The sequence below is a fragment of the Rhizobium sp. RU35A genome, from assembly GCF_900156005.1.
In the GTDB taxonomy this organism is placed as follows: domain Bacteria; phylum Pseudomonadota; class Alphaproteobacteria; order Rhizobiales; family Rhizobiaceae; genus Neorhizobium; species Neorhizobium straminoryzae.
Genome location: NZ_FTMR01000005.1, coordinates 189,166 through 213,784, shown reverse-complemented (window position 1 = coordinate 213,784; position 24,619 = coordinate 189,166). Strand labels below are relative to the sequence as shown.

Annotated in this window: 16 protein-coding genes and 1 tRNA gene; 9 read left to right on the top strand and 8 right to left on the bottom strand. The window is 62.3% G+C overall.

Annotation, left to right across the window (positions count from 1 at the left end; all coding sequences use genetic code 11):
- Positions 1-187: 187 nt before the first annotated feature.
- Together F3H95_RS13335 and F3H95_RS13330 are read left to right on the top strand one after the other, a co-directional pair.
- Entirely contained in the window at positions 188-445 is a 258-nt protein-coding gene (locus F3H95_RS13335; protein ID WP_149746352.1) for a hypothetical protein, read from the top strand.
- 268 nt (positions 446-713) lie between these two features.
- Positions 714-1,733 carry a GlxA family transcriptional regulator gene (locus F3H95_RS13330; RefSeq protein ID WP_143124670.1) on the top strand — a complete coding sequence of 340 codons (1,020 nt, stop codon included), beginning with the start codon at positions 714-716 and terminating at the stop codon, positions 1,731-1,733.
- Positions 1,734-1,830: 97 nt separating this feature from the next.
- Here F3H95_RS13330 and F3H95_RS13325 read toward each other — a convergent pair whose 3' ends face one another.
- The 3 genes from F3H95_RS13325 to F3H95_RS13315 form a co-directional block, all read right to left on the bottom strand.
- Positions 1,831-2,667, bottom strand: a complete 837-nt coding sequence (locus F3H95_RS13325; RefSeq protein WP_143124669.1) for a response regulator — start codon at positions 2,665-2,667, stop codon at positions 1,831-1,833.
- A gap of 167 nt (positions 2,668-2,834) precedes the next feature.
- Positions 2,835-5,348, bottom strand: coding sequence for an FAD-dependent oxidoreductase (locus tag F3H95_RS13320; protein ID WP_149746351.1), 2,514 nt, complete (start codon positions 5,346-5,348; stop codon positions 2,835-2,837).
- Positions 5,349-5,523: 175 nt separating this feature from the next.
- Positions 5,524-8,094: a mechanosensitive ion channel domain-containing protein gene (locus F3H95_RS13315; protein ID WP_244618006.1), complete on the bottom strand. Its 2,571-nt coding sequence runs from the start codon at positions 8,092-8,094 to the stop codon at positions 5,524-5,526.
- Positions 8,095-8,302: 208 nt separating this feature from the next.
- On the opposite strand from F3H95_RS13315, the gene F3H95_RS13310 reads away from it, so the two are divergent.
- Positions 8,303-8,554, top strand: a complete 252-nt coding sequence (locus F3H95_RS13310) for a GlsB/YeaQ/YmgE family stress response membrane protein (RefSeq protein ID WP_143124667.1) — start codon at positions 8,303-8,305, stop codon at positions 8,552-8,554.
- A 57-nt stretch (positions 8,555-8,611) separates the two neighbouring features.
- Here the strand turns inward: F3H95_RS13310 and F3H95_RS13305 are convergent, their stop codons facing one another.
- Positions 8,612-9,103 (bottom strand): heme-degrading domain-containing protein, encoded by a 492-nt coding sequence (locus F3H95_RS13305; protein ID WP_149746350.1) that lies wholly within the window; start codon positions 9,101-9,103, stop codon positions 8,612-8,614.
- Positions 9,104-9,356: 253 nt separating this feature from the next.
- On the opposite strand from F3H95_RS13305, the gene F3H95_RS13300 reads away from it, so the two are divergent.
- Positions 9,357-9,432, top strand: a tRNA-Lys gene (locus F3H95_RS13300).
- A gap of 471 nt (positions 9,433-9,903) precedes the next feature.
- Here F3H95_RS13300 and F3H95_RS13295 read toward each other — a convergent pair.
- The 3 genes from F3H95_RS13295 to F3H95_RS13285 all read right to left on the bottom strand — a co-directional run bounded on the left by F3H95_RS13295 (position 9,904) and on the right by F3H95_RS13285 (position 12,020).
- The gene (locus F3H95_RS13295) at positions 9,904-10,476 is read right to left on the bottom strand and encodes a cytochrome b/b6 domain-containing protein (protein ID WP_149746349.1); all 573 of its coding nucleotides are present in this window, start codon (positions 10,474-10,476) and stop codon (positions 9,904-9,906) included.
- 448 nt (positions 10,477-10,924) lie between these two features.
- Positions 10,925-11,185, bottom strand: a complete 261-nt coding sequence (locus F3H95_RS13290) for a DUF6074 family protein (RefSeq protein ID WP_143124592.1) — start codon at positions 11,183-11,185, stop codon at positions 10,925-10,927.
- A 139-nt stretch (positions 11,186-11,324) separates the two neighbouring features.
- A complete protein-coding gene (locus F3H95_RS13285) occupies positions 11,325-12,020 on the bottom strand; it encodes a thermonuclease family protein (RefSeq protein WP_149746348.1) in 696 nt (231 codons plus the stop codon).
- Between the two features lie 248 nt (positions 12,021-12,268).
- Between F3H95_RS13285 and F3H95_RS13280 the strand changes: the two genes are divergently transcribed.
- From F3H95_RS13280 to glgB, 4 genes are all read left to right on the top strand, one after another.
- On the top strand, positions 12,269-14,161 hold the full coding sequence (locus tag F3H95_RS13280; RefSeq protein ID WP_149746347.1) for a diguanylate cyclase: 1,893 nt from the start codon (positions 12,269-12,271) through the stop codon (positions 14,159-14,161).
- A 466-nt stretch (positions 14,162-14,627) separates the two neighbouring features.
- Positions 14,628-17,900 carry an alpha-1,4-glucan--maltose-1-phosphate maltosyltransferase gene (locus F3H95_RS13275; protein ID WP_149746346.1) on the top strand — a complete coding sequence of 1,091 codons (3,273 nt, stop codon included), beginning with the start codon at positions 14,628-14,630 and terminating at the stop codon, positions 17,898-17,900.
- 15 nt (positions 17,901-17,915) lie between these two features.
- Complete coding sequence (gene treS, locus F3H95_RS13270; protein ID WP_149746345.1) at positions 17,916-21,209, top strand: maltose alpha-D-glucosyltransferase; 3,294 nt, start codon at positions 17,916-17,918, stop codon at positions 21,207-21,209.
- A complete protein-coding gene (gene glgB, locus F3H95_RS13265; protein WP_149746344.1) occupies positions 21,206-23,422 on the top strand; it encodes a 1,4-alpha-glucan branching protein GlgB in 2,217 nt (738 codons plus the stop codon). Before treS ends, glgB begins: the two co-directional genes overlap by 4 nt.
- Positions 23,423-23,476: 54 nt before the next feature.
- Here the strand turns inward: glgB and F3H95_RS13260 are convergent, their stop codons facing one another.
- Positions 23,477-23,740 carry a hypothetical protein gene (locus tag F3H95_RS13260; protein WP_149746343.1) on the bottom strand — a complete coding sequence of 88 codons (264 nt, stop codon included), beginning with the start codon at positions 23,738-23,740 and terminating at the stop codon, positions 23,477-23,479.
- 127 nt (positions 23,741-23,867) lie between these two features.
- Between F3H95_RS13260 and F3H95_RS13255 the strand changes: the two genes are divergently transcribed.
- Entirely contained in the window at positions 23,868-24,587 is a 720-nt protein-coding gene (locus F3H95_RS13255; protein ID WP_149746489.1) for a Crp/Fnr family transcriptional regulator, read from the top strand.
- Positions 24,588-24,619 lie beyond the last annotated feature (32 nt).

Here is a 24,619-nt window from a genome sequence, read left to right as displayed (position 1 = left end):
TAAGCACCATATCATTTCGTTTGATTGATCGTCAATCACCCTGCATCCTGCCAGCGTGGATCAAGGAACACCACAAAATGTCATGACACATATAAAATCCATTCGATTGATTGAAGGATTGGATGCGCGCATGACTGATCCGCCCGGGCCTTTCCCGGGCGTGATGCAACAGAGAAGGATACGAGACATGACGATCATCATCGATCACCGGCCGGTCCGGCGGAGCAGCCGCTGGTTCGGTACGCGCACCTCGGGCCGGACGACGTCCGGTCTGGTTCAGACATGGCTTTCCACCAGCCTTTCGGCACTTGGCTACTGGATCAGCAGCCAGCAGCGCGCCTACCGGCGGCGTCAGACGGAACGGATGCTGGAAGCCCTGCCCTTCGACCTGCGCAAGGACCTCGGCTGGCCGGCCAGCGACATGCAGAAGCCGGAGCGCAACTGACATGCCCGATTGCGACATGGCCTTTTCCCGCATCCGTGACAGCCATGGATGCGGGATTTCTATTTTATTCGTTACTGATGCAACCTGGCCCAAACTTTAGCCAATTGAACTTTCTCCAGGCAAAGCTTTTAGGCAGTCACAAAAATGCAAGATCAGCCGCGAGAACTTTTGTATCCGCGACGTGAATACCGATCTTGATGTCGCATATCGAACATTAAGAGGCTATATTTTCACGCGAGGAATAGCAGGCCGCCACGGAGCCCTCGCGATGAACAAGCCCCAACCGAAAAAACGAACGCTCGTCTTCTTTCTCATTCCGCACTTTACCATGCTTCCCTTTTCCGCCGCCGTGGAAACGCTCCGCATCGCCAATCGCATGCTCGGCTATCCTGCCTACGACTGGCGCATTGCCTCTGTCGACGGACAGAAGGTCTATTCGTCGAGCGGCATCGCCATTGACGTCAACACCTCGCTTGCCGATGAACGCCGACATCTCGGCGGCGAACACCGGCCCAACATGGTGCTGATCTGTTCCGGCATCTACGTGGAAGAATTCAACAACAAGTCGGTGAACGCCTTTCTGCGCGAGACCTATAATCGCGGTGTGGCCGTCGGCAGCCTCTGTACGGGCGCGCATGTGCTGGCCCAGGCAGGACTCCTGAACGGCAAGCGCTGCGCGATCCATTGGGAAAACCTGCCGGGCTTTTCCGAAGCTTTTCCGCAGGCGGAGGTCTATGCCGACCTCTACGAGGTGGACAGCAACCTCTATACCTGCGCCGGCGGCACCGCCTCGCTCGACATGATGCTGAACCTGATCGGACAGGATTTTGGCGAGACGCTGGTGAACCGCGTCTGCGAGCAACAACTGACGGACCGCGTGCGCAACCCGCATGACCGCCAGCGGCTGCCGCTCAGGGCGCGCCTCGGCGTGCAGAACGGCAAGGTGCTGCAGATCATCGAACTGATGGAAAGCAACCTTGCCGAACCCATGTCGCTGATCGAGATCGCCGATGATGTCGGCCTGTCGCGCCGCCAGATCGAGCGCCTGTTCCGCCAGGAAATGGGCCGCTCGCCGGCCCGCTACTATCTGGAAATCCGGCTGGACCGCGCCCGCCATCTGCTGGTGCAATCCTCCATGCCGGTGGTGGAGGTGGCGGTCGCCTGCGGCTTCGTCTCGGCCTCGCACTTCTCCAAGTGCTATCGCGAGGTCTATAACCGCTCGCCGCAACAGGAACGCGCCGAGCGCAAGCTGACGCTGAACACGTCACGCACCGGCGTCGTGGTCTGACGGCAAGCCCCCGTCAACGCAAATCCGCCGCAGCCTTGCAGCACGCGGCGGATCGCGGGGAGAAACGTTTTGTCGCGCGGCTTGCCTGCCCCTCGCCTCAAGCGACGCGTGCGTTACGCTGGGCCTGCATGGACTTGATCTGCACCAGGGTGTCGAGGTTCTGGTTGACGCGGCAGTAGAATTCCTCGTCGATGAAGGGGCGCAGCATGAAATCATTGCCGCCGGCCTTCAGGAAGCGTGCCGACAAAAGCCGGTCTGTGGAGGAGGATACTCCGATCACGCGCAGTTCATGCGAGCCGCGCACCGAGCGGATTCGCCGCGTCAGCTCGAATCCGTCGATATCGGGCATGTTGTAATCGGTCACGACAAGGCCGATATCGGCATTCTTCTTGAGAAGATCGATGGCCTTGGCACCGCTTTCGGCGACACTGACGCGGAAATTGTAGCGCTTCAGGCGGGTGGAGAGCAGCGCACGCGCCGTCGGGCTGTCATCGACGATCAGCACATGGTGGCGATGGTTGGTGAGGAAGCGGCAGACCGATTCGACCAGCATTTCCACCGCGAAGATGCTGTCCTTCAGAATGTAGTCGACGATGTCCTTGGCCAGCAGCTTTTCGCGGGTCTGCTCCTGGAAGGTGCCGGTGAAAACGATCGTCGGGATGTTCAGATCAAGCAGGTATTCGAGGGCCTCGCCATTTTCGGCACCGGGAAGGTTGATGTTGGAAATCGCCAGGGTCACCGGCTCTTCCGACAGTTCATTGGCCATCATCAGGTCTTCATAGGTCCGGCAGATCTCGACCTCGATGCCGAAGATTTCCTTGAGCCGCTGACGGATCATCGAGGTGAAGACGTTGGAATCCTCTGCCACGATGATGCGGGCATCCGGAAACTGTTCGCCCGAGTAATGCATTCCCGATAAACCCAAGTATGTCATGGCCCGCCTTCTTTATATTCGCGATGACTTGACAATAGGCATCGGCGCTTGCCGAACCCTTAAGCGCGACAAGCGGAACGGGTGAAATCAAGCGAAAAAGGCGGCCCCGGAAGGCCGCCTTGCAATCATGGTCAATCAACTCTTTTAAGCTGTTGCGAAATTTCGCCTCAGGCGCGAATGGCGGCATTGTCCGGGTCGAATGGGCTTTCCGGAACCACCGTCGCGTCGTAGAGCGAACCCAGGATGCGCACCTTCAGCCGCGTTCCATCCACCGCATAGGCAGGCTTGACCATGGCCAGCGCCACCGACTTGCCGATGCGCCAGCCGTAGCCACCGCTCGTGACGCGGCCGGCAAGTGCGCCCGTCTCGTCATAGATTGCCTCGGAGCCGCGCGCATCCACATCCGTATTGCCCTCCAGCGTCAGCGTCACGAAGTTCCAGCGCAGGCCCTTGTCACGGGCGGCCAGCATCGCGTCACGGCCGATGAAGTTCTTTTCCGGGCGGATGAAGCGGTCGAGACCGGATTCGAAGGCGTTGTATTCGATGGAAAGCTCGCGGCCCATGTTGCGATAGGACTTCTCCACGGCCATCGACACCATGGCGCGGATACCGAAGGGCTTGATGCCGAATTCGGCGCCGGCTTCCATCAGCCGATCGAAGATGTAGGCCTGCATTTCGATCGGGTGATGCAGTTCCCAGCCGAGTTCGCCGATGAAGTTGACGCGCAGCGCATGGGCGCTCGCGACACCGACGGAGATCGGCTTGCCCGTCAGCCACGGGAAATCCTTGTTCTCGAGGCTGGTGCGGGTGAGCTTCTTCAGCACCGCGCGCGACTTCGGGCCGGCAAGAACCAGCACGCCGTATTTCTGGGTGATCGGCTGCAGGGTGACCGACCCGTCCTTCGGGGCAAGGCGCCAGAGCAGGTCATGGTCATGGGCTTCCAGACCGCCGGCCGAGACGAGATAGAAGCGGCCCGGCGCCCATTCGTAGACGGTGAATTCCGCCTTCACGCCGCCGGCCGGCGTCGGCACATGGCAGAGCGCGATGCGGCCGCGCTTCTTCGGGATCACATTGGCAAAAATGCTGTCCAGCCAGTCGCGCGCGCCGGGGCCGGTCACTTCCATCTTGGCAAAGGGCGACATGTCGAGAACGCCGACATTCTCGTGAACGTTCTTCACCTCGTTGCCGACATGCTCGAAATAGTTGGATCGGCGGAACGACCACTTCTCGACGTAACGGCCGTCTTCGAGAGGGGCGGCGTAATTGTGATTGGTGATGACGTCGGCGCCAACACCCTTTTCCGTTTCCGGCAGTTCATAGCCTTCCGGCGCATACCAGTTGGCACGCTCCCAGCCATAGAGCGAGCCGAAGACGCCACCGAGTTTCTTGAGGCGGTCATAGATCGGCGTGGTCTTCAGCGGACGGGCGGCAGCACGCTCCTCGTCGGGATAATGCATGGTGAAGACATTGGCATAGGCCTCCTCGTTCTTGGCGATGAGATAGCCTTCCGTCGCATAAGGACCGAAGCGGCGCGGATCGACGCCCATCAGATCGACGGTCGGCTCGCCGTCGACGATCCATTCTGCCAGCTGCCATCCGGCACCGCCGGCGGCGGTGATGCCGAAGGAATGACCTTCGTTCAGCCAGAAGTTTTTCAGGCCCGGCGCCGGACCGACGATCGGATTGCCATCCGGCGTATAGGCGATCGCGCCGTTATAGACCTTCTTGATGCCGACTTCGCCGAAGGCCGGCACGCGGGCAATTGCCGTCTCGATATGCGGCATCAGGCGGTCGAGATCCTCCTGGAACAGTTCGTACTCGCTCTCGTCGGACGGACCATCGACATAACAAACCGGCGCACCGACTTCATAGGGACCCAGAATGAGGCCGCCGGCTTCCTCGCGCATGTACCAGGCCGAATCCGATTCGCGCAGCACGCCCATTTCAGGCAGACCCTGTCTGCGGCGTTCCTGGATCGCCGGATGCGGCTCGGTGACGATATACTGGTGCTCGACCGGAATGACCGGGATGTTGAGGCCGACCATCTCGCCGGTCTTGCGGGCAAAGGAACCGGTGCAGGAAATGATGTGCTCGGCGACAATCTCGCCCTTGTCGGTCGTCACCTGCCACTGGCCATCGGCCAGCTGCTCGATGCCGGTCACCGTGGTGTTGCGGTAGATGGTGGCGCCACGATCGCGCGCGCCCTTGGCGAGTGCCTGAGTGAGGTCGGCCGGCTGGATATAGCCGTCGTCCGGATGCTGGATGGCGCCGAGCAGGCCGTCCGTTTCGCAGAGCGGCCATATTTCCTTGACCTGATCTGGCGTCAGGACATTCACCTTCACGCCGATCGTTTCTGCGATGCCGGCATAGTACATGTATTCGTCCCAGCGGTCCTTGGTGCGGGCGAGACGGATGTTCGAGACCTTGGAGAAGCCGACATTCATGCCGGTTTCTTCCTGCAGCTCCTCGTAGAAGCGGACAGAATATTTATGCAGCTGACCAACCGAGTAGGACAGGTTGAACAGCGGCAAAAGGCCGGCTGCATGCCAGGTGGAACCGGAGGTCAGTTCCTTGCGCTCGATGAGGACGACGTCGCTCCAGCCCTTCTTCGCCAGGTGATAGAGGGTCGAAACACCGACCACCCCGCCACCGATCACTACCGCCCGTGCCTGTGTCTTCATGAAGCAAAATCCCCTCTGGACGAAACGGGCGCGGCTGGCCGGCGCCCGTGCATAGCTTTTCGAGCGGACTATGCAGTTCCGCGGGTTTGGCCAAACGCCTGTTTACGACATGCGCACAGCTTGCCGCGACGAGACCAAATTTGACAAGCGACAAAACTGCAAGGGCTTGGACACGTCAGGCCTTGCCTTCGATTGCCCCTGCCCCGGGTGTCTCCTTGTCCACCTGCGACGCGGGCTGCAATGGCTGGCCGCCGCGTCCTTCCGGCCGTGTGGTGACTGTGCCCAGGATCTTCACATCCTGGTGCGGATAGGGAATGTCGATCCCCTCCTCGCGGAAGCGCTTCAGGATGTCCATGCGCACCTTGTTACGCACGCCGATGCCCTCGCTCATGTCGGACAGGAAGAAGCGCAGTTCAAAATTCAGCGAGGACGGCCCAAAGCCAAGGAAATCCACGTGCGGCTCCGGATTGCGCAGTACGCCGGGCATGGCAAGCGCCGTTTCCATGAGAATGTCGATCACCCGTTGCGGATCGGCCTCATAGGCGACGCCCACCGGGATTTCAGCGCGCTGGACGCGGTTGCGATGCGTCCAGTTGCCGACGGATGCGTTGATCAACTCAGAATTCGGCACGATGATCGACTGCTTGCGGAAGGTCTCGATCTCGGTGGCGCGGACGGAAATGCGCTTGACGATTCCCTCCGTCGTACCCGTGACGATGTGGTCGCCCACCTTGAACGGCCGCTCGACCAGCAGGATCAGGCCAGAGACGAAATTCGACACGATGTTCTGCAGGCCGAAACCGATACCGACAGAGAGGGCGGAGGCGACCAGCGCAAGGCTGGAGAGATCGATGCCGGCCGCCGAGACGCCGATCACCACCGCAAGGCCCACACCGAGATAGCCGATGCCGGTCTTCACCGAGTTGCGCACGCCCGCATCCACATGGCTGCGCGCCATCACGTTGCGATCGATCCAGCTCTGTGCCCAGCGGGTGGTGGCATAGCCCGCGAAAAACAGCAGGATGCCGCCGAGAATACCGACCAGCGAGATGGAGATGCTGCCAATCGAAATCTTCGTGAACAGCCGGAAGGCAGCGCTCTGGATATCCTGGATCTGGAAGCCCCAGGTGAGCAGGATCAACGGCACGCCGAACAAAAGCGCAAGGCCATTGATGCTGAGCCCGGCACCAAGGCCGATCTGGTCAAGGGCCACCTCGCCCAGCCTGAAGCGCTCGGCGAGATAGCGCCCGAAGGCCGTCTTGGCGAAACCGCCCTGCTTGCCGACGGCGCGCCCCGAGAGAATGCCGATATACATGGTCACCAGCATGGCGCCGGACAGCACCATCTGGGTTGCGGCAAAGCGCGCCACGCCGAGATAACCGCTGAGCACGCACAGAATGAGGCCAAGGCCGGCGAGACGCAGCAGCGCAGGAATGCCGCGCGGAAAGGGACGCCCCTGACCGTCCATCTGCCGGTCCTCCGGCAGAAGCGGCTTGAGGAAGGACATCACGATCAGGATCAGGCCGATCAGAACGGAGGCCGTCAGGCTCTTGACGATGGCGAGCACCACCGGCGAGTTGAGCGACTCGCTGATCTGGCCGAGCAGATAATCCAGTCCGTTGATCACAGCCATGCTGACGATCAGCCAGTAGAGCTGGCGTGCGCCATGATTGGTGACCCGCGCCAGCCGCCAGTTCGGATAATCAGGCGCAAAGACCAGCGCGCTGAGACGCGCAACGAAGAAGACGAGCCAGAGAAAGCCGAAGAAGGCCCCGATGATCGGCGCCACATCCAGACGCAGAACATTGAAGCTCATCATGAAAAAGAAGCTGGAGATGAAAAAGGCCGTCAGGGAGGCCGTCTGCACCATCAGCGACCAGAAGGCGAAGGAGAGCCGCGTGATATAGGGCGGATCTTCCATGTGAAGGTTGCGGTTGACCATGCGACCGAACAGGCGATAGCCGCCGACCAGGAAGACGAGGGCCGCGCCGAGAGACAGCACCACGGCCGACAGGAACTGCAGCTTCTTGAACTTCCAGGCAAAGCTCAGCCAACCGGAGAGCGCATCCCGGAAGGTATGCACCTCATCGAGGAAGGCGGTGCCCGCGTCCACGAACACATCCAGCGACAGGTCGGTGTGCTTCAGCAAATGCTCGGCAAAAAGCCGACGACGCATTTCCGTGATGCTGGCGGAGAGCTTTCCAGTGGCAGCCGCAATCTCGCTTGCGCCGCTGGAGACGGCGTTGAGTTCGTTGCGTTCTGCAATCAATCGATTGCGCTCGACGGTGACCGCCGGCGCTTCCGCAGGCTGGCCGGCACGCGGCGCCTCGCCGATCTCGGTGATGCGGGCCTGGATCTGCCCCAGCCTGTCGCGGATATCGGCCATGTGCTGGGCAAGCTGGGCGGCCAGATCATCCGCCTTCAGCTTCAGCTCCGCGAGCTGGAAATCCTCCTCCGCATCGCGCGACTTTTCCTCGCTGAGCGCCGCAAGCTGCGCGCGCGCCTTCTCGATGGCCGTTTGCATGGCCACCGATCGGGAATCCGGATTGCCGAGCGACCCCTCCTCAGGCTTCGCCGACGGCGCGGCGGCCGCGCCGTTCGCAACTCCCGCAGGCGTCATGGCCGCGGCAGGCGGCGTCGAGACCACGGGCTGCTGTTGCTGCGCGCCTGCCCCCGCTGCCATGAACGGCAGAAGAACGAGGAAAAGGCGAAGGGCACCGGACAGGGACGGGAAGGCAGATCGCATCAACGGGCAAACCTCGTGCTGGTGAGGACCAGTCCATAAATTCAACGGGGCCGAAAGAAAAGCGCCGCCGGCCATGATTCGGCGAGCCTTTCCTTTCAATCGCCCGGATGGGCAGAACTATGACCGATGCCCGTTCCGGAACATTGGCGTTTCCCGCACGTTCACCGAACGCCAAGGAACACGCAACGTCCAACCGGAGGGTAAGGTCATGGAACAGGCAGGGATCGGCTGGCTCGCAGCCATCATCATCGGCGGCATTGCCGGCTGGCTCGCAGAGCAGTTCATGAAAAGCAACATGGGTGTGCTGATGAACATCCTGCTCGGCATCGTCGGCGCCATCGTCGCCAATGCCATTCTCGGCGCCTTCGGCATCATGCTGGGCGGCTGGCTCGGCTATCTGATTGCAGGCTTCATCGGCGCCTGCATCCTTATTGCACTCGGTCGCCTCATCCGCCGATAGACACCACAGGACGGCAGACCGGTTGCTCCGTCCAACCGGCCTGCCATCCGAATGCCCTCACGGCAGCCGCAGTCCGCTGTCGTCAAGCCCCAGATGGCGGGCCAGCGCCTCGACAACCAGATTATGGTCCTCGCGCTGCGGCAGCCCGGACACGACGACGGTACCGATGCAGCCAACACCATTGACATGGATCGGAAAGCCGCCGCCATGCGCGGCATATTCCGTCGTGGCAAGCCCCCACTTCGCCTCCAGCGTCGTTTCCTCGGCCTTCAGCTCGAGGCCGATGCCGTAACTAGAGCGCTGGAAGCGGTGTACGAGGTTGCGCTTGCGGTAGATCCAGTATTCGAAATCAGGCTTGGCTCCCGGCAGCGCGAAATAGACCGCCTGCATGCCGTTGATGCGCAGATCCGCCGAGAGCACGTAACCGCGCTCCACCGCCATCCGGCGCAGATCCGTGCAGACCGACCAGGCGCTGTCGAGATCGAAGCGGTCAAAACGCAGAATCTTTTCCTGCTCCTGCACCCGCGCAATGTCGTCCTGAATGGTCATCACCCCTCATCCTCCCTGTCATGATGGACATCTCATCAAGTCGCCAGCCTAGCCTCGGAGTCCCTCAAAACGCATGCGTTTTTTTTCGATTGCCAAAACGCCTTGTTTTCCGGGCGTTTTGGTGTGCGGTGCATAATTTTCGCAATCCAAGACGAAGATTTTTTGAAAAGGGCGCTGGACAACCCCAAACTTCCCCTTTATACGCCCCCTCACACCGACGGCGCCGCCGGAAACGAGGCGCTGAAACGGGGATGGGTGATTAGCTCAGTTGGTAGAGCAGCTGACTCTTAATCAGCGGGTCGTAGGTTCGAGCCCTACATCACCCACCAAAAATCTCTAGACAAGTCCAAGATTTACAACAATCCGCTGACACATCGGTTGTGAGGCTTGAGGCTGGAAAAAGCCTCACGTGAATGCCCGACGGGCTATAATGAGCTTCGGGTGCTATGTCGCCCTGTGCGGACGATAGCTTTCGCCCCCCCCTCGACCTGACGAGAAATTGGCAGAGCCGTCGCAGACGGGCCGGAACAGAGCCTGCTGAGCCACCAAGTTTGCCGATGCAAGACGCGTGACATCAAGCATTTGCGCGGATTCACGGCGCTTGTCGCAAAAATACTTGCCGGCTAATGACCGCTTTTCTATGGCCGCATTCACGTGGAAGCCGCGCCGCCCGGTCCTCCCCCGATGCCTTTCTCGCCGTGTGTCAACGCGGGCGCCGCCCTTGCCGTCGGGGCGAGGCTCCTTGCCGCCGCCGCCATGATGAGACGTGAGGCTCGGCCAGAGCCGAAGGCTGGCCGACCTCAGAACATCCGGGGAATGACGTCTGTCGGACCGCCCTTATCCATCACCCGGTGCTTCAGCGAACCCAGCCCATGCAGGAGGATCAATCCCAGCAGACAATAGGCGCCATATCGATGGAGCGTCTGGAAAACGACAAAGGCGCTATCATTTTTGGGAAGCACTTCCGGGAGATGAGAGATGACGAAGAATGGAATCCCGTCGCTCTCGGAGAAGCTGCTGGAGAGAGAGTATCCGAGGAGCGGCACGAGAAACGTCAGGAGAAGCAGAGCGCGGTGCACTGCGTGCGACAGATGTCTCTCCCAAAGACTGAGTTGCGGTGGCGTCGAGGGCATGATCTTGCTGTAGCGCCAGCGAAGCGTAATGTGGACGAGGGCAAGCAGCCAGACGAGAACGCCAAACTGCTTGTGGTTTGGATAGAGCAATGAAGCGGTCAACATGTCGCTTTCAGGCAGCCGCGTCATGTACCAGCCGGAAGCGAGAAGTCCGATCACCAGAACGGCGCGCAGCCAGTGCAGACAGCGGATCGGTAGCGGGTACTTGATTGCGGGTCTTTGCGCGGTGAGAGGTGGCATCCCCATACGCTCCATCGTGAGGGTTTACGCAGGTCAGATTGATTTTGTGAACGATCACAGAGACTGCAGGGAACTCAGAACATCTCGCACCCTTCTTTTCGCGGTTGCTGCGCTTTGCCTGCCCCTCAGTGATCGGTCAGCGTTGCGTTTTGATCGAGGAAGTGTGGAGGTCGTGTGGAGGCGACGCAAAGTCACGGCTTGGCCGGCATCTTTAACGCCCGTCTCACGCAATCCCTTGGTCACGGAGCCGCCTCTACGATGGAGCGCGACGGCATATCTCCTCCTGCACGGTCGGTGGCCTGAGGTCTGGTTTCTGCGGAAGGTGGAGCGTTGGAGGGCCTGCATCCGGCCACCGGGCCAAGATCGTCGCCAGGTTTCCGAAAACAGTTCGGGCGGCGCATGGCTGCGGCCGCCCGTGAAACGAACGTGACTGGCGATGGATCAGGGATCAGGCGCGAATGTCGAGCGCCTGCTCTTCATCTTGCGCGAAAAGATGCTGCAGCTCCAGCTGCACGGCATTCATGAACAGCGCGGCCTGATGGGAAATGTCGAGGGCGGAGGCACCCTGCCGGCCGAGCGTTGCGGCGAGGCTTTTCATCTCGTCGCGCCAGAAGCGGTTGGCGTCCTCGCCATTGAGGGTGAGAAGGGCTTGCGCGCAGCGCTGGATGTCTGCCCTGCGCCGGTCGGCGGGAAAATGTGCAAGCGCCATAATATCTCCTCATACGCACGCATCGAATCGACTCAACGTCTCGAACAATCGCCTGAAGTGGTTCCCAAATCCTAAACGGAATCGAAAGAAGTCGTTTCCGTTCCCACGCCGGGACACCCCGCCGAAGGGCAATAATCCTTCAGCACCAGGACTTTGACGCCTCGGACACGCCATGCGCCAGACCTTCGCGGATCAGCTGCTGGCCGATCGACTGGCCGTTGCGCAAGACGACACGCCACTTGCGACCACCCCCGTCTCCATCCGCGTTTGGCCAGTCCACCAGTTCGAACTGACCCTGGTTGAGGAGAGTCCGCAGGCGCACCTTGGCAGCAAAGCCCCTCTGCCGCTCGGCATCGCAGCGTGCCCCGTCGGTCTGGGGCGCACGGATATCCGCCAGGCGTATCGCCTGTTTCTTGAACCAGAACAGGTCACCGCCTGCGACGCAGTTGTCGAGGCCCGACTGGCCACAGAAATAGAAGGTGCCGGAATAGGCTTTTCCGAGCAGGCTTTCCTGGCCGGAGAGCGCCGCCGTCTGCACGGTAGCGACCGGCATGGGCGGACGTGGCTGCGGCGCCGGCGCTGCGCGCGCCATCTCCGGTGATGCCGCGCGCGCGCCAGAACCGGTGGCGCCCACAGACGGCGAACCGGCGTGGCGTGCGGATGCGGTCTTCATCGGGTCCGGAAGATGCGCATTCAACCAGTTCCGCACGGGCCCGTTGTCATGCAGTGCGATGCCGCCGGCAACGACCACCAGCGCCGCAATCCAGAGCCGCGTGCCGATGACCGACTTCTTCTTGCCGCCCCTTCGACGGCGGGATGATGCTGCTTTTGCCATATCTGTCCCATCCTGATGCGCCGCATCATGATCAGGGGAGGTTTCCAAAGAGTTTTCATCGGAAAATTTACAGCGTTTTTACCCTTTCATCGTTGCCTGCTGATGACAGCACCGAAAAAGCAAGGCATCGGCAGAGACCACGGCGGCCGAGACGAATCTCTATTTGCCCGATTCAACAGTTTCTAACCTCTGCAATTTAGCATCCCGTCAGATGTCCGCCCCCCCTGCCCCGTCCGAGACGAAACGTGATGCTCCGTGTTGACCGCCGGCCCGTTGGAACCTTTGCCGCCATGCTGGCCGGCCTGCTGGGTCTCGTGCTGTTCGGCCTCTGGCTGGAGGAAACGGCACGCCGCGCGCAGGTGGCACAGGTTCGCGAGGCGCTGCACCAATCCTCCCTTTCGCTCGGCCAGCACGCAGCTGACATGATCGAGGTCGCCGAACTGACGCTCGCCATGGCCCGCGCCACGCTCGCCCGGCAGCCCGACATGAGCGCCATGCAGGCGCTGCTTGATGACCAGATGGGCGACATGGCAGGCCATGCCCGCCACATCGAGCGCATCGTGTTTCTTGACCGGCTGGGCAACGGCACAGCGAGCCTTGCTCCCGCCAGCGAACAGACACGTCTCGGCGCAGATCTTGCCTATTTCCGGCATCACCGGGAAGACGGGTCAACCGACCCTTATCTCGGGGCACCAACGGCAAGCCTTGTCACTGGTGAGCCGGTGATTCCCGTCAGCATCCGCTTGGAGGATGCCCAGCAGAACTTCGCGGGTGTGCTTGCGGTGGAAATGCCGCCGGAGGTGTTCAGCCAGCTGTTCAGCCGGCTTGCCTCAAAACCGGGTGGCATGGGCGCCGTTCTGCGCAATGACGGAACACCGATCGCCCTTGCGTCTTCCACGCCTCTCCCCGCGGATTACCGCATGCCCTGGTCGGAGGTCATTGCGCCCCTGGCGCTTTCCGCGCCGGGCACCGTTACCGACACGGTATGGCCGAACGATGAGCGCCGGCGACATATGGCAGCGGCCCATTTCGATCACCCGGCCATCACCGTCATCGCCGCCGTGGACGATGAGGAATTGCTGTGGACCTGGCTGGCGGATGCCCGCTCACGACTGATCATCGGCGGCCTTCTGATCGGCATGGGCCTGATTCTGACGCTACGCTGGTGGCACCGGGTGACCCTGCATCATGAAAGCCTGCGCCTGCTGAAGCAGACCAAGGAAGAATTCCGGCTGCTGGCCGATGCTTCCGCAGACATGATCGAAAAGCTCAGCCTGCAGGGCGTGCGCGAATATGTATCGCCCGCCTCCCAGCACATCCTGGGCCTTGCGCCTGACGAACTGGTTGGCACCAGCATCCTGGACCATCTGCAGCCGGAGGAGCGGGCGCAGGCGCGGCACGTCCTCGAAAACCTGCGGCGTCGCGCCGCCACCGAGCGGGTGGTGGTTCGCTATCTGCGGCCGGACGGGAGGGAAAGCTGGCTCGAAACCTCCATCAGCCGTCTGCATGACAGCCATGGCGACGGGACAGGCATGGTCGCCATTACCCGCGACGTGACAGCGCACAAGCAGCATGCCGACCAACTGGATGCGCTTGCGCACATGGACGGACTGACAGGGCTTCCCAATCGCCGGTCCTTCGATCTGCGGCTTGAAATGCTGGCAAGCGCGGCTGCGGCAACGGGCAAGACGTTTGCCCTGCTGATGATCGATATCGACCGGTTCAAGCTCTATAACGACAGCTACGGGCATGCCGCGGGCGACGCATGTCTGAAGCGCATCGCCTCGACAATTTCCCAATCGCTCCGCAAAACCGATTTCGCCGCGCGCTATGGCGGCGAAGAATTTGCCGTGATGATAGAGGGGATCGACCAGACGAGCGCCCGGCTTGTCGCCGAAAAGATCCGCAAGCGGGTTGCGGGCCTTCGCATCCCGCATGACCGCAATCATCCCTGGGGCTATGCAACCATCAGCATAGGCGTGGCCGAGTGGGAGACAGAGATGGCGAAAGACACCGGTTCGCCGGGCATCATCGAGGCTGCGGATCAGGCACTGTACGCTGCCAAGGAACAGCGCAACCGGGTGATGATCCTGTCCGGCAACGGCAAGACCACCGACCACGGCGCCGCACGCCGCGCCTGAACTCCGCAGCCCGGTGCCTCGATGGAACCTCGCGCGGACAAGGCGACCCACCCAAAGGCGATGGGCCACCTGCACGGTCGTGACCCTCCCTGATGAGGCCGATCACTCGTGAACAGACAGCATATGCAAAAGCAATCCATTTGCAGTGTCCGTCCGGATCGTGCGCGACAGCATCGGCGACTGCCCTGGAGGCCTGCCCTATCATGATGTCCGCCGGCCGCGGGTCGAGAGATCGCGCGTGTGCCGAGGTGCAGCTTGCCTGTCTTGCGGCCCTGTCTTGCGGCCCCGGGTAGCGGCCCTGGATAGCGGCAAGGGCAGCGAGGAGGCACCGGCCTGTTTTGCCGCAGCCATGGCGGAAGCCCGGCGCACTGAGGTGAAGACCGGCACGGGAAGAACAGGAACAAGCCCCGCCTGATCGCGTTAGGCCCGGAGACAGTCCGGGATATAGCGCAGGAACAGGCGGCCCATGACACGTGTATCGACCGATGCGACCACCGCGGAGCATGCCCTTGCCGGCCCGCGGATCTATTTTGTCCACCCGCTGGCCCTCCGCGGGGAAGACGCCTGGGAGGCGGTGTTCAAGCATGCCGCAAACCTCGGCTTTGATACGGTTCTCACGGCACCGCTTGCCGTCCGCGCTCCTGGCGCCAGCGTCTTCGTCACGGTGGATCCGGACCGCCTCGCCCCGGAACTGGGTCTTGGCGAGGCGCTGGAGGAGGGACTGTCACGGCTTTGCACGCTTGCCCGCCGACACGGCATTACCCTGATGATGGATCTGGTCATCGATCGTCAGGCGATCGCAGACGGTGACACACAGATCTCCCCTCCCGCTGATCCCCGTCTCTCGCCAGACCGCGCCGGAAGCCGTCCCATTCCGCTGGACGACACAGCTGCCTTGCGCCAGCACGACAGCGCATGGCGCGCGCGGATCAGGCGAATGCTCGACGCAGGCATTGGCGGGTTCCGATGCCTCGGTCTCGACCGCATGCCGGCCGAGATCTGGCAAGGCCTGATCGCCGCCGGTCGCGCCGCATCACCCGACGCTTCCTTCCTCGCCTGGACGCCCGGCACACCCTTTGCGCTGCGCCGCCGCCTTCCCGATCTCGGCTTTGACGGCTGCTTCTCCTCGCTCGCCTGGTGGGACCTGGAGAGCCGCTGGTTCGTGGAGGAATACGACATCCAGCGCCGCTTCCGCTGGCAGATCACCTTTCCGGAGGCGCCCTTTGCCCGACGTCTCGCCCACGGGACAGACAGCGCCGAGATCCGTACGCGCCGCGCGCGCCAGGCCCTGCATCTGTCGCAATCGCTGGGCCAGGGGCTGATGATACCGATGGGCTTCGAATACGGGGCAACGGCGCCGCTCGATCCGACCTACGGGGATGGCGGGGGCTTGCGCGCGCTGGCAGAGCGCGGGACATATGATCTGTCGGCAGAGATCTGCGCCGGCCATCACCAGGCAAAGCGCGCCGACGACATGTTTCTGCGCCAGCCGTTGCAGCTCATTTCCAGCCCGCAAAGCCGGGCGCTAGCCCTGATGCAGAGCGACAGCGAGAATACCCGCCGCGCCGGACATGTGAGGCTCGTCGTCATCAACCGGGATTTGCGCCGGACGGCACCGGCGCCCGTGAATGCGTTGCGCGAAGCCGCCTCCGGCTTTCTGCCGCTAAGACGCCGCAATCGGTCAGGTGACCCGCCTTCGGAGAAAGACGCGCTTGTGCCCCGACTTCAACCGGGCGAGTTGCGCCTGCTGGAAGGAGTGGCCTCGCCGGCCATCGAAAATGCCGTACCGGCTCCGGACATCAACGAGGCGGTCAACGCGCCGCGTCTCGCGATCGAAGCGATCACACCAGCTGTGGATGGCGGCCGCTTTCCCGTCAAGCGCATCATCGGCGAAACGGTCGTGGTCGAAGCCGACCTGTTCGGCGATGGTCATGATCCGATCTCGGCCGCGCTGTTCTGGCGTGCTGTCGACGAGGAGGAGTGGACCGAGGTGCCGATGCGTCTCATCGAAAACGACCGCTGGCGCGGCTCGTTTACCCCTCGCCGCATGGGTCGACATGAGTTTGCGGTCGAGACCTGGCGCAACCCCTTCCGCATCTTCCGCTACGAATTCGACAAGAAGCATGAGGCGCGCCTCGATCTCACGCTCGAAATTCAGGAGGGAACCCGCCTGATCCGCGTTGCGACAGAGACGGCAGATGGCGAGACGGCGCAGCGCCTGCAGTCGCTTCTGCAACAGCTGGACGAAGCCCAGCAGGCCGACCGCATCGCTCTTCTCTCCGCTCCCGAGACCTTTGCCCTGATGGCGACCGCCGACCGGCGGCCTCACCGTGTCCGCTCCCGGCCGATCCCGCTCGATGCGGAGCGGCGCGAGGCAGGCTTTGCCAGCTGGTACCAGATCTTTCCGCGCTCCCAGAGCGGCGATCCGAACCGTCACGGCACGTTCGACGACGTGATCGCCCGCCTGCCCGCCATTCGCGAGATGGGGTTCGATGTCCTCTACTTTCCACCGATCCACCCGATCGGCAAGACGAACCGCAAGGGGCGCAACAATGCGCTGAGCGCCGGCCCCAACGATCCCGGCAGCCCCTATGGCATCGGCTCGGACGCGGGCGGCCATGACGCCATCCACCCCGAACTCGGCACCTTCGAGGATTTCAGCCGTCTGGTTGCGGCAGCCGGTCAGCACGGTCTTGAGCTCGCACTCGATCTCGCGATCCAGGCATCACCCGATCACCCCTGGCTGAAGGATCACCCCGGCTGGTTCGACTGGCGGCCGGATGGAACAGTGCGCTATGCGGAAAATCCGCCGAAGAAATACGAAGACATCGTCAATGTCGATTTCTACGCGAGCGATGCGGTGCCAGCTCTCTGGCTCGAACTGCGCGACATCGTGCAGCTGTGGATCGACAACGGCGTCAAACTGTTTCGCGTCGACAACCCGCACACGAAACCCTTTCCCTTCTGGGAATGGCTGATCGCCGATATCCGCAACCGGCATCCCGACGTCGTCTTCCTGTCGGAGGCCTTCACGCGGCCCAAGGTGATGTACAGGCTCGCCAAGATCGGCTTCTCACAGTCCTACACCTACTTCACATGGCGCAACACCAAGGGAGAACTGGAAAGCTATATGCGCGAGATCACGACGGAGGCGCCGAAGGATTTCTTCCGGCCGCACTTCTTCGTCAACACCCACGATATCAACCCGGACTTCCTGCAAAACGCACCGCGCTCGGCCTATCTCATTCGCGCGGCTCTTGCCGCGACACTCTCCGGCCTCTGGGGGGTCTATAACGGCTTCGAGCTTTGCGAGGGCCGGCCGGACGCCAAGCGCAAGGAATATGCAGACTCGGAAAAATACGAGATCCGCGCCTGGGATTACGACCGCCCCGGCAACATCAAGGCCGAGATCGCCCTCTTGAACCGCATCCGCCGCGAAAACCCGGCTTTGCATTCGCATCTGGGCCTCCGGCAACTGATCGCCTGGAACGACAACATCATGTTCTACGAAAAGGCCAGTCCCGGCCGCGAGAACGTTCTGCTGATCGGCGTCAGTCTTGATCCACACAATGCCCAGGAAGCCGATGTCGAGATCCCGCTCTTCGCATGGAACCTCCCGGACCATGGCGCACTTACCCTGGAAGACCTCGTCACGGGCCAGACCTTTGTGACGACCGGCAAGTGGCGACGGCTGAGACTGGAGCCGGACCGGCCCTTTTCGATCTGGCGCGTGCGGTAACGGGAGGAGAAAACCATGGACGTCACACAAAGCCCGAAGGCGCAGCAGAGCGATCCGAACCTGCAATGGTACAAGGATTCAATCATCTACCAGCTGCATGTGAAGTCGTTCTACGATGCCAATGGCGATGGCATCGGCGATTTTGCAGGATTGACGGAAAAGATCGACCATATCGCCTCACTCGGCGCGACCGCGATCTGGCTTTTGCCCTTCTTCCCCTCGCCGCGCCGCGACGACGGCTATGACATCGCCGATTACGGCAATGTCAGCCCGGATTACGGTACGCTGGACGAGTTCCGCGCCTTCGTGGAGGCGGCACACCAGCGCAATATCCGCGTGATCATCGAACTCGTCATCAACCACACCTCCGACCAGCATCCCTGGTTCCAACGCGCCCGCAATGCGCCCCCCGGCTCGCCGGAGCGGGATTTTTATGTCTGGTCGGATACCGACCAGAAATTTCCGGAAACGCGGATCATCTTCCTCGACACGGAAAAGTCCAACTGGACCTGGGACCCGGTGGCCGGCGCCTATTACTGGCACCGCTTCTACTCCCACCAGCCAGACCTGAATTTTGACAATCCGCAGGTGCTGGACGAGCTTCTGAACGTCATGCGCTTCTGGCTGGAAACAGGCATCGACGGCTTCCGTCTGGACGCCATCCCCTATCTGGTGGAGCGCGAAGGCACGATCAACGAGAACCTGCCCGAGACGCACGACATCCTGAAAAAGATCCGCGCCGCACTCGACGCCACCCATCCCGGCAAGATGCTTCTCGCCGAAGCAAACCAGTGGCCGGAGGACACCTCCGAATATTTCGGTGCCGGCGACGAATGCCACATGGCCTTCCACTTCCCGCTGATGCCGCGCATGTACATGGCGATTGCCAAGGAAGACCGCTTCCCGATCACCGACATCATGCGCCAGACGCCAGAAATCCCGGAAAACTGCCAGTGGGCGATCTTCCTGCGCAATCACGACGAACTGACGCTGGAAATGGTGACCGACGAGGAGCGCGACTACCTCTGGACGATCTATGCCGCCGATCGCCGCGCCCGCATCAATCTCGGCATCCGCCGACGTCTGGCGCCCCTGATGGAGCGCGATCGCCGCCGCGTGGAACTGATGAACGGGCTGCTGCTGTCCATGCCCGGCACGCCGGTCATCTATTATGGCGACGAGATCGGCATGGGCGACAACATCTATCTCGGCGACCGCGACGGCGTACGGACGCCAATGCAATGGTCACCGGACCGCAATGGCGGCTTTTCGCGCGCCGACCCAGCCCGACTGGTGCTGCCACCGGTGATGGACCCGCTCTATGGCTATGAGGCGCTGAATGTCGAGGCGCAGAGCGTCGACACCCATTCGCTCCTCAACTGGACGCGCCGGATGCTCGCGCTGCGTGGCCGGCACCCGGCGTTTGGCCGCGGCTCGCTGCGTTTCCTCACACCGGGCAACCGCAAGATCCTCGCCTATCTGCGCGAACATGATGGTGAGACCATTCTTTGCGTCGCCAATCTCTCGCGCCTGCCGCAAGCGGTGGAACTGGATCTCGCCGAGTTTCAAGGTCGCGTGCCGGTCGAACTGACCGGCATGTCCCCCTTCCCGCCGATCGGCCAGCTGACCTATCTGCTGACGCTGCCGCCCTTCTCCTTCTACTGGTTCCAGCTTGTTGCAGAGGCGGACGGTCCGGCCTGGCGCACCGAGCCCCCGGAGCAGATGCCGGACCTGACCACATTGGTATTGCGGCGCGACCTGACGGAACTCATCGACGAGGAACGGCTGTCGCAGGCGCTGTCGCGCGATATCCTGCCGGCCTACCTCGCCAAGCGCCGCTGGTTCGGCTCCAAGGGCGAGTGGCTGAAGAGCGCTCGGCTTGTGGCCGCACAGCCGATGGGCACCACCCACAACATCCTGCTCGGCGAGCTGGAGGCGGAACTGGAAGGCCACACGGAAACCTACCTCCTGCCTCTGTCCACCGTCTGGGACGACCAGCAGCCCTCCGCGCTTGCCCAGCAGCTTGCCATGGCGCGCATCCGTCAGGGCCGGCGCGTCGGTTTCCTCACCGATGGCTTTTCCGTGGAGGCACTGGCCCACGGCGTGCTGCGGGGACTCTGCGAACGCTCGCTCCTGTCAGGACGCACCGGCACGCTGGAATTCCTCGGCACCGACCAGCTGGACTGTATGGCGATCAGCGACGAGATGACGGTGCGCTGGCTGTCTGCGGAGCAATCCAACAGTTCGCTGATCGTCGGCGATCTCGCAATGATCAAGCTGATCCGCCACATCTTCCCGGGCATCCATCCGGAAGTGGAGATGACGCGTTACCTGACGAAGGTCGGCTACGCCAACACGGCACCGCTGTTGGGGGAAGTGGCGCGCGTCGCCCCCGATGGTGCACGTTACACGCTGATCCTCGTGCAGGGGGCCATCCGCAATCAGGGCGATGCCTGGAACTGGATGCTGACCAATCTGCGCCGGGCGCTCGATGAGATCGGGCTGACCCAGGCGGAGCCAGAGGCCGTGGACGACATGATGCGCCCGCTGGTCACTATGGCCGGCACCATCGGCACCCGGCTCGGCGAACTACATGCGGCGCTTGCGACGGACACGGACGAGGAGGCTTTTCGCCCGCTGCCCGCCCGGGCCGAGAATGTGGAACTCTGGCGGCAGAGTGCAGTCGGCCAGATCGAGAGGGCATTCTCGATCCTCGCCGATCAACGCGCGGAGCTGGAGACCGACACGGTCCGCACCGTGGATGCGCTCCTCAGCCGTCGCGACGAACTGCCCGGACTTGCAGCGGAACTGGCGCAGGCTGCCGAGGGAGCCATGATGATCCGCAACCACGGCGACTTCCACCTGGGCCAGGTGCTGATTGCCGAGACCGATGCCTACATCATCGATTTCGAGGGCGAGCCGGCACGCGATCTGTCGGAACGCCGGGCGAAAACCATTCCGTTGCGCGACGTGGCCGGTCTTCTGCGATCCCTCAGCTATCTGGCTGCCACTGCGGAGCTGGAAAACGAGGCGGTGACCGAAACGGAGAGCCCGGATCGCACGGCAATGATCCGCCGCTTTACGCAACAGGCGGAGACCGCCTTTCTGGAAGGCTATCTCGCCGCTGTCGAACAATCCGAGGCGCTCCGCGTCGATCCCGACCGACGCCGACGCATGCTCGACCTCTATCTTCTGGAAAAGGCCGCCTACGAAATTGCCTATGAAGCCCGCAACCGGCCCAAATGGCTGCCCATCCCGCTCGCCGGCTTTGCCGCGATCGTGGACAGGCTGACGGAGAAGACCGCATGAACATCGAGCGTTCCGAACTGATGACAGGAATAGATCGCGCGGCGCTGGACGCCCTGGTCGATGGCCGCCACGGTGATCCCTTCGCGCTTCTTGGCCCCCATCCGGCCCAGGGAGCAACGATCATCCGCGCCTTTCTTCCGGGCGCCGAGGGGGTGGAGATCCTCAGCCGAGATGGCAGCGGTACGCGCTTTCGCATGCATGCGATCCATCCCGGCGGCATCTTTGCCGCTGCCATCGATCGGGGGGATGCCTATCGCCTGCGCATCCAGTGGCCCGAGGCCGTGCAGGAGACCGAAGACCCCTATGCTTTCGGCCTGCTCCTTGGCGACCTCGACCTGCACCTGATTGGCCAGGGCACCCATTACGACCTCGGCCGCACACTCGGCGCCCGTGCCATGGAGGTGGACGGTGTCAGCGGCGTACGCTTCTCCGTCTGGGCGCCCAATGCGCGGCGCGTTTCGGTCGTGGGCGATTTCAACGCCTGGGACGGGCGGCGTCATCCGATGCGGCTTCGCCAGCCCTCCGGGGTCTGGGAGCTTTTCGTGCCCAGACTTGGGCCGGGCGACCGCTACAAGTTCGAGATCCTCGACCGCAACGGCACCGTGCTGCCGCAGAAGGCCGATCCCGTGGCGCGCGCCAGCGAAGCAGCTCCCGCCACCGCCTCGATCGTCGCTGCCAGCCAGCCCTTCCGCTGGACGGACGACGACTGGATGCGCAGCGGCGCAGCCCGTCGCGCCGGCGAAGGGCCGATCTCGGTCTACGAGGTACATCCCGGCTCCTGGCTCAGGATCGCGGAGGAAAGTAATCGCGTGCTTGATTGGGTGGAACTCAGCCAGCGCCTCATCCCCTATGTCCAGAAGCTCGGGTTCACCCATATCGAGTTGATGCCGATCATGGAGCATCCCTTCGGCGGGTCCTGGGGTTATCAGCCGCTGGGGCTGTTTGCACCGACTGGACGCTACGGCACGCCGGAAGACCTCGCCTATTTCATCGACCGCTGCCATGCGGCCGGGATAGGCGTCCTCCTCGACTGGGTGCCGGCGCATTTTCCGACCGATGTCTGGGGCCTTGCCCGTTTCGACGGCACGGCGCTTTACGAGCACGAGGATCCGCGCGAGGGCTTTCACAAGGACTGGAACACGCTCATCTACAATCTGGGCCGTAACGAGGTGAAGGGCTTTCTGATTGCCTCGGCACTGGAATGGCTGGAGCATTTCCATATCGATGGCCTGCGTGTCGATGCGGTCGCCTCGATGCTCTATCGCGACTACTCGCGCAAGGACGGCGAGTGGATCCCGAACAAATACGGCGGACGCGAAAACCTCGAGTCCGTGGAATTCTTCAAGCACCTCAACAGCATCATTCACCAACGCTGCAGCCATGCCTTCACGGTGGCGGAGGAATCGACCGCCTGGCCGGGCGTGACCAAGCCTGTCGAAGAGGGTGGCCTCGGCTTCGATTTCAAATGGAACATGGGCTGGATGCACGACACGCTCCACTACATGGAAAAGGAGCCGATCTTCCGCCGGCACCACCACGGCATGATGACCTTCGGCATGGTCTATGCCTATTCCGAACGCTTCATGCTGCCGCTCAGCCATGACGAGGTGGTGCACGGCAAGGGCTCGCTGATCGGCAAGATGCCCGGCGATGCCTGGCAGAGGATGGCGAACCTGCGGGCCTATTTCGGCTTCATGTGGGCGCATCCCGGCAAGAAACTGCTCTTCATGGGTGGCGAAATCGGCCAGTGGACGGAATGGAACCATGACGGCTCCATCCACTGGGATCTGCTCGACAGGCCGGAGCATGCGGGCCTGCAACGCCTGGTGGGTGACCTGAATCGGCTCTACCAGGCCGAACCCGCACTGCAGTTCGCAGACCTGCACCCGGAAGGCTTCGAATGGGTCATCGGCGACGATGCGGAAAATTCCGTCTTCGGGATGCTTCGAAAGACGGGCGACGGCAAAAGCCTGATTCTCGCGCTCAGCAACATGACGCCCGTGGCGCGCGAAGGCTACCGGGTCGGCGTGCCGCAGGAGGGCCGCTGGCAGGTGGTACTGAACACGGATGCCGGGCTCTATGGCGGCTCGAATCTCGGCCAAGTCGAAGTCTGGACCGACGCGGAAAGCGCGCATGGCCATCCACAGTCCGTGATGCTGACACTGCCGCCGCTGGCAACGATATATCTCAGGTGGACGGCCACCGGAGGCTGATCGCAACGGTGGTCATGGAGAACCCGCCTGCCTGCTGCAGGCGGGATCTCGGCATCACGACAGATGTGAAACGACGTCACTCCTGCGATCCAGCCAGCGCGAGACAAAGGTGACGCTGCCGACGAAGACGGATTGGCCGCGCTGGTCCCGGACCTCGAGCACGATGGACATGGCGTCGCGGCCGAGCAGATCGTCTCTCGCCATGTCGGAAAGAATGCGGTGCGCCTCGCGCTCCACGGCCTCGCGGCCCTCCAGTTCCATGGGCACCGGTCCATACAGCGCGCCGTCATTGAACACATCGAAATAGTAATGGGCCATCGCTCTTACCTCGCCTTTCGTTGGTCCAATCAACCACCCTAAATTTTTGTTCCCGCCTCTGGCACAAAACTGCGCGCCATCTGTTCACCCCTCGACCGAGACGGGAAGTGATATGGCAGACACGGACATGATCGAGCCTTTGCTGCTCAATCTGGAACAGCGCGACCGGCTGAGCGACGACGAGCGGGAAATGCTGCGGATGGCAATCACGCGGGAACGACGGGTCGCAGCCCAGGAAGACATCGTCACCGAGGGTGACAGACCCCTCACCAGTTCTCTCCTGCTCGATGGCTTTGCGGCCCGCTACAACATCACCGGTGACGGACAAAGACAGCTCACCTCCCTGCATGTGGCCGGTGAATTCATCGACCTGCATGCCTTCCTTGTGAAGACGATGGACCATGGCATCATCGCGCTCTCGCCGTGCCGCATCGCAATGGCGGATCACAGTGCGTTGAAGACCATCACCGAGAGCGCCCCGCATCTCGCACGGTTGCTATGGCTCGACACCCTCTTGCAGGCGGCCATCAGCCGGCAATGGATCGTGGCCATGGGCAGACGCTCCCGCGCGGCTCACCTGGCGCAGATCATCTGCGAGCTTTACATGCGCCTGCAGATCGTCAACCGCGTTGAGGGCGGCAGCTTCCACTTTCCTCTGTCCCAGACCCAGATGGCCGACATCATGGGCCTCTCCACAGTGCACATGAACAGGGTGATTCAGGAGTTGCGCGCTGCAGGATTCGTGACCTGGTCAAGGGAGCGCATTACAATTCTCGATTGGGGAAGACTGCAACGTTTCGCCGAATTCGATCCGGCCTATCTGAATATTCGAAGTGAACCGCGCTGAACGCTCACGGCAAGTGATTCTGCAAGCATTTT